This window comes from Pseudomonas monachiensis (genome assembly GCF_047345015.1).
GTDB lineage: Bacteria > Pseudomonadota > Gammaproteobacteria > Pseudomonadales > Pseudomonadaceae > Aquipseudomonas > Aquipseudomonas monachiensis.
Genome location: NZ_CP178857.1, coordinates 856,532 through 869,975, shown reverse-complemented (window position 1 = coordinate 869,975; position 13,444 = coordinate 856,532). Strand labels below are relative to the sequence as shown.

14 protein-coding genes are annotated in these 13,444 nt (G+C 60.2%); 1 reads left to right on the top strand and 13 read right to left on the bottom strand.

The window, feature by feature from the left end:
* Window positions 1-51: 51 nt before the first annotated feature.
* From cysN to ACMDB8_RS03765, 3 genes are all read right to left on the bottom strand, one after another.
* Window positions 52-1,950, bottom strand: a complete 1,899-nt coding sequence (gene cysN, locus ACMDB8_RS03775; RefSeq protein WP_223542489.1) for a sulfate adenylyltransferase subunit CysN — start codon at window positions 1,948-1,950, stop codon at window positions 52-54.
* 9 nt (window positions 1,951-1,959) lie between these two features.
* On the bottom strand, window positions 1,960-2,877 hold the full coding sequence (gene cysD, locus ACMDB8_RS03770) for a sulfate adenylyltransferase subunit CysD (RefSeq protein ID WP_008046199.1): 918 nt from the start codon (window positions 2,875-2,877) through the stop codon (window positions 1,960-1,962).
* Window positions 2,878-3,124: 247 nt separating this feature from the next.
* Window positions 3,125-3,883 (bottom strand): Nif3-like dinuclear metal center hexameric protein, encoded by a 759-nt coding sequence (locus ACMDB8_RS03765; RefSeq protein WP_409078295.1) that lies wholly within the window; start codon window positions 3,881-3,883, stop codon window positions 3,125-3,127.
* Between the two features lie 103 nt (window positions 3,884-3,986).
* Here ACMDB8_RS03765 and algW point away from each other — a divergent pair, with 103 nt between their 5' ends.
* Window positions 3,987-5,147: a Do family serine endopeptidase AlgW gene (gene algW / locus ACMDB8_RS03760; RefSeq protein ID WP_046040068.1), complete on the top strand. Its 1,161-nt coding sequence runs from the start codon at window positions 3,987-3,989 to the stop codon at window positions 5,145-5,147.
* A gap of 61 nt (window positions 5,148-5,208) precedes the next feature.
* Here algW and hisC read toward each other — a convergent pair whose 3' ends face one another.
* From hisC to ACMDB8_RS03710, 10 genes are all read right to left on the bottom strand, one after another.
* On the bottom strand, window positions 5,209-6,261 hold the full coding sequence (gene hisC, locus ACMDB8_RS03755; protein ID WP_409078296.1) for a histidinol-phosphate transaminase: 1,053 nt from the start codon (window positions 6,259-6,261) through the stop codon (window positions 5,209-5,211).
* Window positions 6,262-6,263: 2 nt separating this feature from the next.
* Window positions 6,264-7,601, bottom strand: a complete 1,338-nt coding sequence (hisD, locus tag ACMDB8_RS03750; RefSeq protein WP_409078297.1) for a histidinol dehydrogenase — start codon at window positions 7,599-7,601, stop codon at window positions 6,264-6,266.
* Between the two features lie 126 nt (window positions 7,602-7,727).
* Window positions 7,728-8,363, bottom strand: coding sequence for an ATP phosphoribosyltransferase (hisG, locus tag ACMDB8_RS03745; RefSeq protein ID WP_008018703.1), 636 nt, complete (start codon window positions 8,361-8,363; stop codon window positions 7,728-7,730).
* Window positions 8,364-8,488: 125 nt separating this feature from the next.
* Window positions 8,489-9,754, bottom strand: a complete 1,266-nt coding sequence (murA, locus tag ACMDB8_RS03740) for a UDP-N-acetylglucosamine 1-carboxyvinyltransferase (RefSeq protein ID WP_056728381.1) — start codon at window positions 9,752-9,754, stop codon at window positions 8,489-8,491.
* 22 nt (window positions 9,755-9,776) lie between these two features.
* On the bottom strand, window positions 9,777-10,016 hold the full coding sequence (locus ACMDB8_RS03735) for a BolA family protein (protein WP_008046181.1): 240 nt from the start codon (window positions 10,014-10,016) through the stop codon (window positions 9,777-9,779).
* A 114-nt stretch (window positions 10,017-10,130) separates the two neighbouring features.
* Complete coding sequence (locus ACMDB8_RS03730; RefSeq protein ID WP_056728372.1) at window positions 10,131-10,436, bottom strand: STAS domain-containing protein; 306 nt, start codon at window positions 10,434-10,436, stop codon at window positions 10,131-10,133.
* Window positions 10,433-11,086, bottom strand: a complete 654-nt coding sequence (locus ACMDB8_RS03725) for an MlaC/ttg2D family ABC transporter substrate-binding protein (protein WP_056728370.1) — start codon at window positions 11,084-11,086, stop codon at window positions 10,433-10,435. Before ACMDB8_RS03725 ends, ACMDB8_RS03730 begins: the two co-directional genes overlap by 4 nt.
* Window positions 11,087-11,097: 11 nt before the next feature.
* Window positions 11,098-11,565 carry an outer membrane lipid asymmetry maintenance protein MlaD gene (gene mlaD, locus ACMDB8_RS03720; RefSeq protein WP_056728368.1) on the bottom strand — a complete coding sequence of 156 codons (468 nt, stop codon included), beginning with the start codon at window positions 11,563-11,565 and terminating at the stop codon, window positions 11,098-11,100.
* A complete protein-coding gene (mlaE, locus tag ACMDB8_RS03715; RefSeq protein WP_056728366.1) occupies window positions 11,565-12,362 on the bottom strand; it encodes a lipid asymmetry maintenance ABC transporter permease subunit MlaE in 798 nt (265 codons plus the stop codon). Before mlaE ends, mlaD begins: the two co-directional genes overlap by 1 nt.
* Window positions 12,362-13,171 carry an ATP-binding cassette domain-containing protein gene (locus tag ACMDB8_RS03710; RefSeq protein WP_056728364.1) on the bottom strand — a complete coding sequence of 270 codons (810 nt, stop codon included), beginning with the start codon at window positions 13,169-13,171 and terminating at the stop codon, window positions 12,362-12,364. The genes mlaE and ACMDB8_RS03710 overlap by 1 nt, the downstream gene beginning before the upstream one ends.
* Window positions 13,172-13,444: the final 273 nt, after the last annotated feature.

The window sequence follows — 13,444 nt, the reverse complement described above, 5'->3', positions numbered from 1 at the left end:
AAACCCGCCGATGATCACTCATCGGCGGGTTTTTCATTTTGCAGCTAAGGCTTAGATCGCACCACGCTCACGCAGCAGACCCAGCACTTGCTTGACGCCTTCTTCCAGGGACACGGACTGGGTGTCGATCACCAGATCGGCATCCAGCGGTACGTCGTACGGGAAGGAGTCGCCCGGGATGTTATCCCCGGCCGCCGCGTACAAACCTTGCGGATCGCGCTCGGCGCAGACTGTCGGCGAAGCCTGGACGTAGACCGTCAGCAGACGCTCCTTGCCGATCAGTTCCCGGGCCTGTTCACGACCTTCGGCACTCGGCGCAACGAACGCCGCGAGGGTCAGCAGACCGGCTTCGTTGAACTGACGCGCAACGTGTGCGGCACGGCGCCAGTTCTCGGTACGCCCGGCGCGATCCTGTGGCAGACCTTTGTTCAGGTCGTGACGCAGGTTCTGGCCATCGAGTACGAACACCGCACGGCCCATGTCGAACAACTTGCGTTCAACGGCATATGCCAGGGTGCTTTTGCCCGCGCCCGACAAGCCGCTGAACAGCACGGTGGCCGGTTGCTGGCCGAAGCGCTGTGCGCGTTCTTCGGTGGCGACGTGGGCCAGTTTGCCGTGGTGTGTGCTGGTGCCATGGGCCAAAGGCTGGGCGACGATCATGCCCGCGCCAACGGTGCCGTTGGTCAGGCGGTCGATGATGATGAAGGCGCCGGTGGTGCGGTTGCTGTCGTAACCGTCGAGGGCAATCGGCGCATCGAGCGCGATCTTGACCTTGCCGATTTCGTTGAGCTGCAACGCGCTGGCCGGACCTTCTTCCAGGGTGTTCACGTCGACCTTGTTGACGATGCTGGCGATAGAGCCCGGCACGTAACTGGTGGCGCGCTTGATGTCGTACTTCTTGCCCGGCAGCATCGGCTCTTCAGCCATCCACACCAGCATCGCTTCGAAGCTGTCGGTCACCGGCGGCACGTTGTCGGCGTGAACCAACAGATCGCCACGGGAGATATCGATTTCGTCTTCCATGGTCAGCGTGACTGCCTGACCGGGACCGGCGTGCTCCAGTTCACCTTCGAAGGTGACGATGGACTTCACGCGGCTGCTCTTGCCCGACGGCAGCACTACGACTTCATCGCCTTTCTTGACGATGCCGCTGGCCAGCGTACCGGCGAAGCCACGGAAGTTCAGGTTCGGACGGTTGACGTACTGCACCGGGAAACGCAGGTCGGTGAAGTTGCGATCGCCCGCCACTTCCACGGTCTCAAGAATTTCCATCAGCGACTGGCCGGTGTACCACGGCGAGCGCTCGGACTTGTTCACCACGTTATCGCCCTTCAAGGCCGACATCGGCACGAAGTGCATGCTGGTCGGCTTGAGCTTCAAGCCTTCGGCAAACTGCAGGTAGTCGGCCTTGATCGACTCGAACACGCCCTGGTCGAAGCCCTTGAGGTCCATCTTGTTGATGGCGACGACTATGTGCTTGATGCCCAGCAACGAGGCGATGAAGCTGTGGCGACGGGTCTGGGTCTGCACGCCGTAACGTGCATCGACCAGGATGATCGCCAGGTCACAGGTGGAGGCACCGGTGGCCATGTTGCGGGTGTACTGCTCATGGCCCGGGGTGTCGGCGATGATGAATTTGCGCTTGGCGGTGGAGAAATAGCGGTACGCGACATCGATGGTGATGCCTTGCTCACGCTCGGCCTGCAGGCCGTCGACCAGCAATGCCAGGTCGATGTCTTCACCGGTGGTGCCGACCTTTTTCGAGTCGCGGGTAATGGCTTCCAGGTGATCTTCGTAGATCATCTTGGAGTCGTGCAGCAGGCGCCCGATCAGGGTGCTCTTGCCGTCGTCGACGTTACCGCAGGTCAGAAAGCGCAGCAGCTCTTTACGTTCGTGCTGGCCCAGGTAGGCGAGGATGTCCTCGCTGATCAAATCAGATACGTGCGACATGACAACCCCTTAGAAATAACCCTGACGTTTTTTGTCTTCCATGGAGCCGGCGCCATCGTGGTCGATGACACGGCCCTGGCGCTCGGAAGTTCGCGTCAGGAGCATTTCCTGAATGATGTCCGTGAGGCTTTCGGCCTCGGACTCCACCGCGCCCGTCAACGGGTAGCAACCAAGGGTACGGAAACGCACTTTCTTTTTGACGATGCGGGCTTTGTCTTCATCGCTCAGGTGCTCGAGGATGCGCTCGTCGTCGATCATGATCAGCGTGCCGTTCTTCTCGATGACTTCACGCTCGGCGGCGAAGTACAGCGGAACGATCGGGATGCCTTCCAGGTAGATGTACTGCCAGATGTCCAGCTCGGTCCAGTTCGACAGCGGGAAGACGCGGATCGACTCGCCCTTGTTGACCTTGCCGTTGTAGACGTTCCATAGCTCGGGACGCTGGTTCTTCGGGTCCCAACGGTGCTTGCTGTCGCGGAACGAGTACACGCGCTCTTTGGCGCGGGATTTCTCTTCATCGCGACGGGCGCCACCGAATGCTGCGTCGAAACCATACTTGTCGAGTGCCTGCTTCAGGCCCTCGGTCTTCATGATGTCGGTATGCTTGGCGCTGCCGTGGGTGAACGGGTTGATGTCCTGCGCCACGCCGTCAGGATTGACGTGGGTGATCAGGTCGAGGCCCAGCTCGGCGACCATCTTGTCGCGGAAGCTGTACATCTCCTTGAATTTCCAGCGAGTGTCGACGTGCATCACCGGAAACGGCAGCTTGCCCGGGAAGAACGCCTTGCGTGCCAGATGCAGCATCACGGCGGAGTCTTTACCGATGGAGTACAGCATCACCGGGTTGTCGAACTCGGCGGCCACCTCGCGGATGATGTGGATGCTTTCCGCCTCCAGCTGTTTCAGATGCGTCAGTTTGTCGACCATGGCTACTCACGAAAGCTTTCTTATGAACGGCCAGCGGGCCGTGTTCGAGCGGGGATCCTAGCACAGCGACCTCTTCTAATCAGGACGCTAACTAGATCGAAAGAGCATATGAATATGCCTGCCCGTTTGGGATGCCCACCCTACGTAGGAGCCGCCGAAGGCTGCGATTTTTTGACGTTGATTTTTCAAGATCAAAAGATCACAGCCTTCGGCAGCTCCTACGGGAGCGATCACATTGCGGACAGAGTCAAATCGGATTCGGACAATCGATGAAGATGTGCTCCAGCGCAAACCGACGGGCCAGATAATCCCCCAGCGCCTGAACGCCGTAGCGCTCGGTGGCATGGTGACCGGCGGCGATGAAGCTGATGTCGTTTTCCCGGGCACTGTGGAAGGTTTGCTCGGAAGCCTCGCCGCTGAGGTACAGATCGACGCCGGCCAGAATGGCCTGGTCGATGTAACCCTGGCCGCCGCCGGTGCACCAGCCGACGCGGCGGATCATTGCACTGCCTTCGATCAACAGCGGCTCACGCCCCATCACTTCCTGCACACGGCGGGCGAAATCCATGGGCATCATCGGCTCATTCAGCGAGCCGACCAGGCCGACAATCTTCAGGTTGTCCGGGTCCAGCGGACCTTCGACGGTAATGTCGAGCTGCTTCGCGAGCTGCACGTTATTGCCGACGTCCGGGTGCAGGTCCAGCGGCAGGTGATAGGACAACAGGCTGATATCGTGTTTGAGCAGGGTCTTCAAGCGGCGCTGCTTCATGCCGGTGATGCACGGGTTCTCGCCTTTCCAGAAGTAGCCATGATGCACCAGCACCAGGTCGGCATTGGCTTCCACGGCCGCATCGAGCAAGGCCTGGCTGGCGGTGACGCCACTGACAATGCGCATCACTTGCGGCCGCCCCTCGACCTGCAGGCCGTTGGGGCAATAATCGGCGATTCTTGCGCTGTTGAGGTAGCGGTCGGCTTCTTCGACCAGGGTGCTCAGGGCGACGGCCATAAAAGACTCCTAAATATCCCGTTCAGAGGCGCGTGCGGCCTCGTATAATGCGCGTCATTATGAGCGGTCTCATACCGCCTGCAACTCTCTCAGGAACTGCTTAATGCTCAAGGCGCTGCGTTTTTCCGGCTGGCCGCTGTTGGCCGGCGTGCTTGTCGCTCTTTTGATAATCCAGCGTTACCCGCAGTGGGTCGGGCTCCCGAGCCTCGACGTCAATCTGCAACAAGCGCCGCAAACCACCAGCATGCAGCAGGGCCCGGTGTCTTATGCCGAAGCGGTATCCACCGCGGCGCCGTCGGTGGTGAACCTGTACACCACCAAAGTCATCAACAAACCCAACCATCCGTTGTTCGAAGATCCGCAGTTCCGTCGCTTCTTCGGCGATAATTCGCCCAAGCAGAAACGTATGGAGTCGAGCCTCGGTTCCGGCGTGATCATGAGCCCGGAAGGCTACATCCTGACCAACAACCACGTGACCAGCGGTGCCGACCAGATCGTGGTGGCCCTCAAGGACGGCCGGGAAACCCTGGCACGGGTGATCGGCAGCGACCCGGAGACTGACCTCGCGGTTCTGAAAATCGACCTGAAAAACCTGCCATCGATCACCGTGGGGCGTTCCGACAACATCCGCATCGGCGACGTTGCATTGGCCATCGGCAACCCGTTCGGCGTCGGCCAGACTGTGACCATGGGCATCATCAGCGCCACCGGGCGCAACCAACTGGGCCTGAACAACTACGAAGACTTCATCCAGACCGATGCGGCGATCAACCCCGGCAACTCAGGTGGTGCGCTGGTGGATGCCATCGGCAACCTGACCGGCATCAACACGGCAATCTTTTCCAAGTCCGGGGGCTCCCAGGGCATTGGTTTCGCGATCCCGGTGAAGCTGGCGATGGAAGTGATGAAGTCGATCATCGAGCACGGCCAGGTGATTCGTGGCTGGCTGGGTATCGAAGTGCAGCCGCTGACCCAGGAACTGGCCGAGTCGTTCGGTTTGTCCGGACGCCCTGGCATTGTCGTGGCGGGGATTTTCCGCGATGGTCCGGCACAGAAGGCCGGCCTGCAACTGGGTGATGTGATTCTTTCCATCGATGGCGAACCGGCCGGTGATGGCCGTCGCTCGATGAATCAGGTGGCGCGGATCAAGCCGACCGACAAGGTCGCGATCCAGGTGATGCGCAACGGCAAGGAGCTCAAACTGACGGCGGAAGTCGGCCTGCGCCCACCGCCGGCTCCGGTCAAGGATAAAGAAGAAGAGTAAGCGGCTAATACAAACCCTTGTAGGAGCGAGCTTGCTCGCGCCTACAGGGGGCAGCGGTGGTTTACAGGTCGCCGAGGCCGTCGATCAGCGCCTGATTCTGCTCTGGCGTGCCGATGGAGATCCGCAGGAACTGGGCGATCCGCTCCTGCTTGAAGTGCCGGACGATCACGCCTTGCTCGCGCAACTTCGCCGCAAGCCCCGCCGCATCGTGCCGGGGGTGACGGGCGAAAATGAAGTTCGCCGCCGATGGCAGCACTTCAAAACCCTTCTCCTTTAGCTGTGCAACGACCTTCTCGCGATTCTCGATCACCAACGCGCAGGTCTTGTCGAAATACTCGCGATCGTCGAACGCTGCGGCAGCGCCGACATTCGCCATACGATCCAGCGGATAGGAGTTGAAGCTGTTCTTGATCCGCTCCAGCGCCTCGATCAGGTCCGGATGCCCCACCGCCAGGCCTACCCGCAGACCGGCCAGGGAACGGGACTTGGACAGGGTCTGGGTCACCAGCAGGTTCGGATAGCGGTCCACCAGGGTGATTGCCGTCTCGCCGCCGAAGTCGATGTAGGCCTCGTCGACCACCACCACCGAATCCGGGCTGGCCTTGAGAATCTGCTCCACCGCCTCCAGCGCCAACAGGCAGCCGGTCGGTGCGTTCGGGTTAGGGAAGATGATCCCGCCGTTCGGTTTGGCGTAGTCCGCCGGGCTGATCCGGAACTGCTCGTCCAGCGGCACCGCGTCGAACTTGATGCCGTACAACCCGCAGTAGACCGGGTAGAAGCTGTAGCTGATGTCCGGGAACAGCAGCGGCTGATCGTGCTGCAGCAAACCGTGGAAGATGTGCGCCAGCACTTCATCGGAACCGTTGCCGAGGAACACCTGGTTGCCCTGCACGCCGTAGTATTTGGCGACCGCGTTCTTCAGCAGATCGCTGTTCGGGTCCGGGTACAGGCGCAGGTTGTCATTGAGTTCGGTTTGCATCGCAGCCAAGGCTTTCGGCGATGGACCGTACGGGTTTTCGTTGGTGTTGAGCTTCACCAGCTTCGCCAGTTTCGGCTGTTCGCCCGGCACGTAAGGCACCAGATTCTTGACGAACGGGCTCCAGAATTTACTCATGTTCAGTTCCCCTGCCCTTGTGGAAAGTCTTCGTCAACGATGCGGTATTCGGCGCTGCGGGCGTGGGCAGTCAGCGACTCGCCACGGGCCAGCACGGAAGCGGTCTTGCCCAGTACGGACGCACCCTGCTCGGAGCAGAAGATGATCGACGAACGTTTCTGGAAGTCATACACACCCAGCGGCGAAGAGAAGCGCGCAGTACCGGAGGTCGGCAAAACGTGGTTGGGACCGGCGCAGTAGTCGCCCAAGGCTTCGCTGGTGTGACGCCCCATGAAGATCGCACCGGCGTGGCGGATCTGCGGCAGCCAGGCTTGTGGATCGGCAACGGACAATTCGAGGTGCTCCGGCGCGATGCGGTTGGCCACTTCGATGGCTTGCTCCATGTCGCGAACCTTGATCAGTGCACCACGGCCATTGATTGAGGTTTCGATGATCGCGGCGCGCTCCATGGTCGGCATCAGCTTGGTGATGCTGGCGGCGACCTTGTCGAGGAACTCGGCGTCGGGGCTGACCAGGATTGCCTGGGCGTCTTCGTCGTGCTCGGCCTGGGAGAACAGGTCCATGGCGATCCAGTCCGGATCGGTCTGGCCGTCGCACACCACGAGGATCTCGGAGGGACCGGCGATCATGTCGATACCGACCTGGCCGAACACGTGGCGCTTGGCGGTAGCGACATAGATGTTGCCCGGGCCGACGACCTTGTCGACTTTCGGCACGCTTTCGGTGCCGTAAGCCAATGCCGCAACGGCTTGAGCGCCACCGATGGTGAACACGCGGTCGACGCCGGCGATGCAGGCAGCGGCCAGCACCAGTTCGTTGATTTCACCGCGCGGGGTCGGCACCACCATGACTACTTCGGTCACGCCGGCGACCTTGGCCGGAATCGCGTTCATCAACACCGACGACGGGTACGACGCCTTGCCGCCCGGTACATACAGGCCGGCGCGATCCAGTGGCGTGACCTTCTGGCCCAGCACGGTGCCGTCGGCCTCGGTGTAGCTCCAGGAATCCTGCTTCTGTTTTTCGTGATAGCTGCGCACGCGAGCCGCGGCGACTTCCAGGGCTTCGCGCTGAGGCACGGAGATGCGGGTCAGCGCCAGCTCCAGCCGCTCGCGCGGCAGGATCAGGTCGGCCATGGACTTCACGTCCAGGCCGTCGAACTGGCGGGTAAAGTCCACCAGTGCCGCGTCGCCACGCTCACGCACGGCCTTGATGATGTCCAGCACCCGCTGATTGACCGAGTCGTCAGACACACTTTCCCAGCTCAGCAGATGATCCAGATGATGCGCGAAATCCGGGTCAGCAGCGTTGAGTCGGCGAATTGCAGTCGGTGCGGTCATAGCGAGAGCCTCATAGGAATGGCAAAAACTCAGGCGCCCTAACTTAGCAGTCGTTTCCGCTTGGGCACCTGAGAATTCTGGCTATGAGGCGGATAGACGGGCGCGACTTAACGTCGCGCAGGTGAATCAGCCGCGGTGTCGAGACTCCACTGCCTTGCGCAGGGTGTCGATCAACGCCTGGATACGGGCGTGCTGCATCTTCATCGAAGCTTTGTTGACGATCAGCCGGGAGCTGATGGCAGCAATGAAATCCTGTGGCTCCAGGCCGTTGGCCCGCAGCGTGTTACCGGTGTCGACCACGTCGATGATCTTGTCTGCCAGACCGATCAGCGGTGCCAGCTCCATCGAGCCGTACAGCTTGATGATGTCGACCTGACGACCCTGTTCAGCGTAATAGCGCTTGGCAACGTTGACGAACTTGGTGGCGATGCGCAGGCGGCCCTTGGGCTCGACCGCGCCGACCTTGCCGGCCGTCATCAGCTTGCACTGGGCAATTTGCAGGTCCAGTGGCTCGTACAGGCCCTGGCCGCCATATTCCATCAGCACATCTTTACCGGCGACACCGAGGTCGGCGGCACCATGCTCGACGTAAGTCGGCACGTCGGTGGCACGCACGATCAGCAGGCGTACATCTTCCTGGGTCGTGGGAATGATCAGCTTGCGGCTCTTGTCCGGATTCTCGGTCGGCACGATGCCCGCTTCAGCCAGAAGCGGCAGGGTGTCGTCAAGGATGCGGCCCTTGGACAGTGCGATGGTCAACATGGGAAACGTCAGTCCTTATCAAGGTACTCATGCCCGGTCGCAAATGGCGCCGGACACACATCGAGCCGAAAACGGCTCGACTTCAACAAATCAACGGGCACGTCCTTATGCCCATGCAGCAGGGTCTAGCCCGGAACGCGACGAATCTTGGCGCCCAGCATCTGCAGTTTTTCTTCGATGCACTCGTAGCCACGGTCTATGTGGTAGATGCGGTCGATCAGGGTGTCGCCTTCGGCGATCAGGGCCGAGATCACCAGGCTGGCCGAAGCACGCAGGTCGGTCGCCATCACTGGCGCGCCCTTGAGTTTTTCGGTGCCAGTGACGATGGCGGTGTTGCCTTCGACCTGGATCTTGGCGCCCATGCGGTGCAGTTCGTAGACGTGCATGAAGCGGTTTTCGAAGATCGTCTCGATCACCGCACCGGTGCCTTCGGCAATGGCGTTGAGGGAGATGAACTGCGCCTGCATGTCGGTCGGGAACGCCGGGTACGGAGCGGTCCGCACATTGACGGCTTTCGGACGCTTGCCGTGCATGTTCAGTTCGATCCAGTCTTCTCCGCAGGTGATTTCGGCACCGGACTCACGGAGTTTTTCCAGAACGGCTTCGAGGATGGTCGGATCAGTGTCCTTGACCTTCACGCGACCACCGGTCACGGCAGCGGCAACCAGGTAGGTACCGGTTTCGATACGGTCTGGCATCACTTTATACGTGGTGGTGTGCAGACGCTCGACGCCATCGATGGTGATGGTATCGGTACCGGCGCCGGAAACCTTGGCGCCCATGGCGTTCAGGAAGTTCGCCAGGTCGACCACTTCAGGTTCGCGAGCGGCGTTTTGCAGGACGCTGCGACCCTTGGCCAGGGCCGCAGCCATCATGATGTTTTCGGTACCGGTCACACTGACAGTATCGAAGAAGAAGTGCGCACCGCGCAGGCCGCCTTCAGGCGCCTTGGCCTTGATGTAGCCGCCTTCGACGTCGATGACTGCGCCCATGGCTTCCAGGCCACGAATGTGCAGGTCAACCGGGCGCGAACCAATGGCGCAACCGCCAGGCAAGGCGACTTCGGCTTCACCGAAACGGGCAACCATCGGGCCCAGCACCAGGATCGACGCACGCATGGTTTTAACCAGTTCGTACGGTGCGACCAGGGTCTTGATGGTGCGCGGGTCGATCTCGACGGCGAGTTTCTCGTCGATCACAGGCTCGATGCCCATGCGTCCGAACAGCTCGATCATGGTGGTGATGTCGTGCAGGTGCGGCAGGTTGGCCACGGTCACCGGGCCATCGCACAGCAAGGTGGCCGCCAGGATCGGCAGGGCAGAGTTCTTTGCCCCGGAGATACGGATTTCGCCATCAAGACGAGCACCGCCAGTAATAATCAATTTATCCATAAGAATCTCGACGCCCTTGGGCTCAGGTGCGCTCGGCCCAGGCCGCGCTGCTGAAAAATTTCATAGTGACCGCATGGATGCTGCCATCGACGATCCACGGGTTCAAATGGGCATAGACCTGCTGCTGACGCTTGACCGGGCTCAACGCCGCCAGTTCATCGCTAATCACGTTCAGCTGGAAATTGCAGCCTTCGCCCTCGACTTCTACTTTCGTTCCGGGCAGCTTTCCTTCAAGAAAGCTCTTAACTTCGTTGGCCTGCATGCTCAACCTCAATCGGCGCCCTGTGCGCGCGGGTCGGACATCATACAAAAAAGCCCCGCGCCTGCGAACCCCGCGGAGCAGGACTCTGACGGGGGGCTTCCTTATAGATGCGGGTTAGTGATGCGCCAACAGCTCGGTCAGCTCACTGACCTGAGCGATTTCACGCATGTCTTCCGGCATCCCGTGGATGCTCAGGGCCTTGCCGGCCGCCTGCGCATCGCGGATAAAGCACAGCAGTAACGACAAACCGACACTGCTGGACTTGGTCACCGCCGAGCAATCGACCACCAGCGCCGTAGCCTTGCTGGCCTTGATCAGCGCCTTGCCCTGCTCGCGCAGGCCAGGGCCGGTGCGGTAATCCAGCACACCACTGAGTCGCAACTCGCCCGCTTCGTCCATCTGGACTGCCGACTCACTCATTGGGCTGACTGCCCTGGCTTGTTGTCGGTGGCTTCCTTGGCCTTGGCGACTTCCCCGGCCCAACCGTTGATGGTCTTGTCCAGGTCATTGCCATTGCGCTGCATCGCATCGGCGAACTGATCGCGGAACAGTTTGCCGATGTTGATGCCGTTGATGATGACGTTACGCAGTTTCCACTCGCCGTTGATCTTTTCCAGCGTGTAGGACACTGGATAGATAGCGCCGCTGCTGCCCTTGACGGTCATACCGACGCTGGTACGGTCGCCCGACTCGTCTTTGGCCGGATCAACGGTGATGCCCTGGTTGTTGTACTCAAGCAAGGCATTGCCATAGAACTGGAACAGGCCCTTCTTGAAGTTTTCTTCGAAGGTTTTCATCTGCGCAGGCGTAGCTTTACGCGAGTACTTGACCGTCATGATGCTCTTGGAAATACCCTCGGCATCCACAACCGGCCCGACGATATTGTCCAGCGCCGTATAGAAGTCCTGCGGGTCCTGCTTGTACTTCTCTTTGTTTGCCGCCAGGTCCGCGAGCATACGGTTGGTTGTGTCCTGCACCAGATCGTGCGCCGAAGGCGCCGCTGCGGCATGGGACACCAACGGAAACACCGCGAGCATTACCAACAGGCCACGTCGCAAGGTAGAGATCATTTAACTGTTCCTCATTTAGCTTCTTTGCTAACGGTATTGAGCAGAAATTTACCGATCAGGTCTTCGAGCACCAGCGATGACTGCGTGTCATGGATGGTTCCACCATCCTTGAGCAGGGTGTCTTCCCCGCCCACGCTGATACCGATGTACTTCTCGCCCAACAGGCCAGCGGTCAGGATAGATGCAGTGGAGTCCGCCGGCAGATTATCGATGCGTTTTTCCAGCTGCATGGTCACCCGACCGGTAAAACTGTCGCGATCCAGATCGATGGCCGTGACCTTGCCGATGGTCACACCGGCCATGGTCACCTTTGCTCTGACCGTCAAACCGGCGATATTGTCGAAGTAGGCGTAAAGTTTATAGGTGTCGGTGCTCGGACTCGGGGACAGGCCACTGACCCGCAACGCCAACAAAAGCAAAGCCAGGATGCCAGCCAGCAAGAAAAGGCCGACACCGATTTCCAGGGTGCGGTTTTGCATCAGAAATCTCCAAACATCAAGGCGGTCAGAATAAAGTCCAGGCCGAGTACTGCCAACGAGGCATACACAACGGTCTTGGTAGTGGCACGACTGATCCCCTCGGAAGTGGGTTCGCAGTCATAGCCTTGGAAAACGGCGATCCAGGTCACCACAAAGGCAAAGACGATGCTTTTGACGATCCCGTTGAGCACGTCCTCGGTAAACGTCACGCTGTTCTGCATGTTCGACCAGTAGGAGCCCTCATAGACTCCCAGCCAGTCGACCGCCACCCACGAGCCGCCCCAGATACCCACCACGCTGAAGATCATCGCCAGCACCGGCAGGGAAATGAAGCCGGCCCACAAACGTGGCGCAATGATGTACTTGAGCGGGTCGACCCCGATCATTTCCAGGCTGGACAACTGCTCGGTGGATTTCATGTTGCCGATTTCGGCGGTCAACGCCGAACCTGCGCGCCCAGCGAACAGCAAGGCGGTCACCACCGGCCCCAGTTCACGCAGCAGCGTCAGGGCAACCATCTGCCCGACAGCCTGCTCCGAACCATAGCTGGAAAGAATGTTGAAGCCCTGCAGCGCCAGCACCATGCCGATGAACACCCCGGAGACCACGATGATCACCAGGGACATCACGCCCACCGAATGCAACTGCTTGACCAGCAGCCCGAAACCGCCACCGATGCCGCCCCGACCAAGCAAGGCATGAAACAGGAACAAGCTCGAACGCCCGAACACCGCCAACACATCGATGCCGGCCTGGCCGAAGCGGCGAACGCGCTCTATCAATGAAATTCTGCGCATCAGCGCTTCCCCAGAAGATCTGCGCGGTAATCCGTCGCTGGAAAGTGGTACGGAACCGGCCCGTCGGGTTCGCCGGTCATGAACTGGCGAATGCGCGGTTCATCCGAGTTCATCAACTCGTCCGGTGTCCCCTGCCCCAACACCTGACCATCGCCCACCACATAAATGTAGTCGGCAATGCTCGCGGTCTCGGCCAGGTCGTGGGAGACCACGATGCTGGTGATGCCCAACGCATCGTTGAGCAACCGGATGAGGCGCACCAAAACGCCCATGGCGATGGGGTCCTGGCCGACAAAGGGCTCGTCGTACATGAGGATCTGCGGGTCGAGCGCAATCGCCCGGGCCAGAGCAACACGGCGCTTCATGCCGCCGGAAAGCTCGTCGGGCATCAGCTCGATGGCGCCCCGCAAGCCTACGGCCTGCAGTTTGAGCAGGACGATGTCGCGGATCATTTCTTCCGGCAGTTGCGTGTGAACCCGCAGTGGAAAAGCGACATTCTCGAAGACATCGAGGTCGGTAAACAATGCGCCGCTCTGAAACAGCACGCCCATATGCTTGCGCGCATCGAACAGGTCGCTGCGCGACAGTTTTGGCAGGTTCTGACCGTTGACCCAGACTTCACCCTGGGTGGGCCGCAACTGGGCGCCCATCAGACGCAGGAGCGTGGTCTTGCCACACCCGGAAGGCCCCATGATGCCGGTGACCTTGCCGCGCGGGATACGGATATCGACATTATTGAAAATGCTGCGCGCACCGCGCTTGAAGGACAGTCCCTTCAGCTCGACCGCGTAGGCGTTATCGGCACTCATCTAAACTCCTTGCGATGCAGCCTCTCACTCGGACGCCTGGCTTTCTGCCGAAAGCACATACCTCCCGGGCAGGCCGAACTGGCGGCGAACTATAGCATTGCAAAGGCTGCGCGCCCAAGGCCAAAGCCAGGACATGTTCAACTGCATGACCGGTTGAAAGCCCCGTTTAGAAGGTTTCCGGCAACAAGGATGGCAATGCGCGACGAACTAGCGTGAGGGATTCGATCATAACCGCTATAATCGCCGCCTTTTCATCAGGCTATACGATTTCTG

What these genes read in the sequence shown, in the direction of transcription:
- cysN (WP_223542489.1), bottom strand. Translation starts at nt 1,950, where the DNA reads ATGTCGCACGTATCTGATTTGATCAGCGAGGACATCCTCGCCTACCTG.
- cysD (WP_008046199.1), bottom strand. Translation starts at nt 2,877, where the DNA reads ATGGTCGACAAACTGACGCATCTGAAACAGCTGGAGGCGGAAAGCATC.
- ACMDB8_RS03765 (WP_409078295.1), bottom strand. Translation starts at nt 3,883, where the DNA reads ATGGCCGTCGCCCTGAGCACCCTGGTCGAAGAAGCCGACCGCTACCTC.
- algW (WP_046040068.1), top strand. Translation starts at nt 3,987, where the DNA reads ATGCTCAAGGCGCTGCGTTTTTCCGGCTGGCCGCTGTTGGCCGGCGTG.
- hisC (WP_409078296.1), bottom strand. Translation starts at nt 6,261, where the DNA reads ATGAGTAAATTCTGGAGCCCGTTCGTCAAGAATCTGGTGCCTTACGTG.
- hisD (WP_409078297.1), bottom strand. Translation starts at nt 7,601, where the DNA reads ATGACCGCACCGACTGCAATTCGCCGACTCAACGCTGCTGACCCGGAT.
- hisG (WP_008018703.1), bottom strand. Translation starts at nt 8,363, where the DNA reads ATGTTGACCATCGCACTGTCCAAGGGCCGCATCCTTGACGACACCCTG.
- murA (WP_056728381.1), bottom strand. Translation starts at nt 9,754, where the DNA reads ATGGATAAATTGATTATTACTGGCGGTGCTCGTCTTGATGGCGAAATC.
- ACMDB8_RS03735 (WP_008046181.1), bottom strand. Translation starts at nt 10,016, where the DNA reads ATGCAGGCCAACGAAGTTAAGAGCTTTCTTGAAGGAAAGCTGCCCGGA.
- ACMDB8_RS03730 (WP_056728372.1), bottom strand. Translation starts at nt 10,436, where the DNA reads ATGAGTGAGTCGGCAGTCCAGATGGACGAAGCGGGCGAGTTGCGACTC.
- ACMDB8_RS03725 (WP_056728370.1), bottom strand. Translation starts at nt 11,086, where the DNA reads ATGATCTCTACCTTGCGACGTGGCCTGTTGGTAATGCTCGCGGTGTTT.
- mlaD (WP_056728368.1), bottom strand. Translation starts at nt 11,565, where the DNA reads ATGCAAAACCGCACCCTGGAAATCGGTGTCGGCCTTTTCTTGCTGGCT.
- mlaE (WP_056728366.1), bottom strand. Translation starts at nt 12,362, where the DNA reads ATGCGCAGAATTTCATTGATAGAGCGCGTTCGCCGCTTCGGCCAGGCC.
- ACMDB8_RS03710 (WP_056728364.1), bottom strand. Translation starts at nt 13,171, where the DNA reads ATGAGTGCCGATAACGCCTACGCGGTCGAGCTGAAGGGACTGTCCTTC.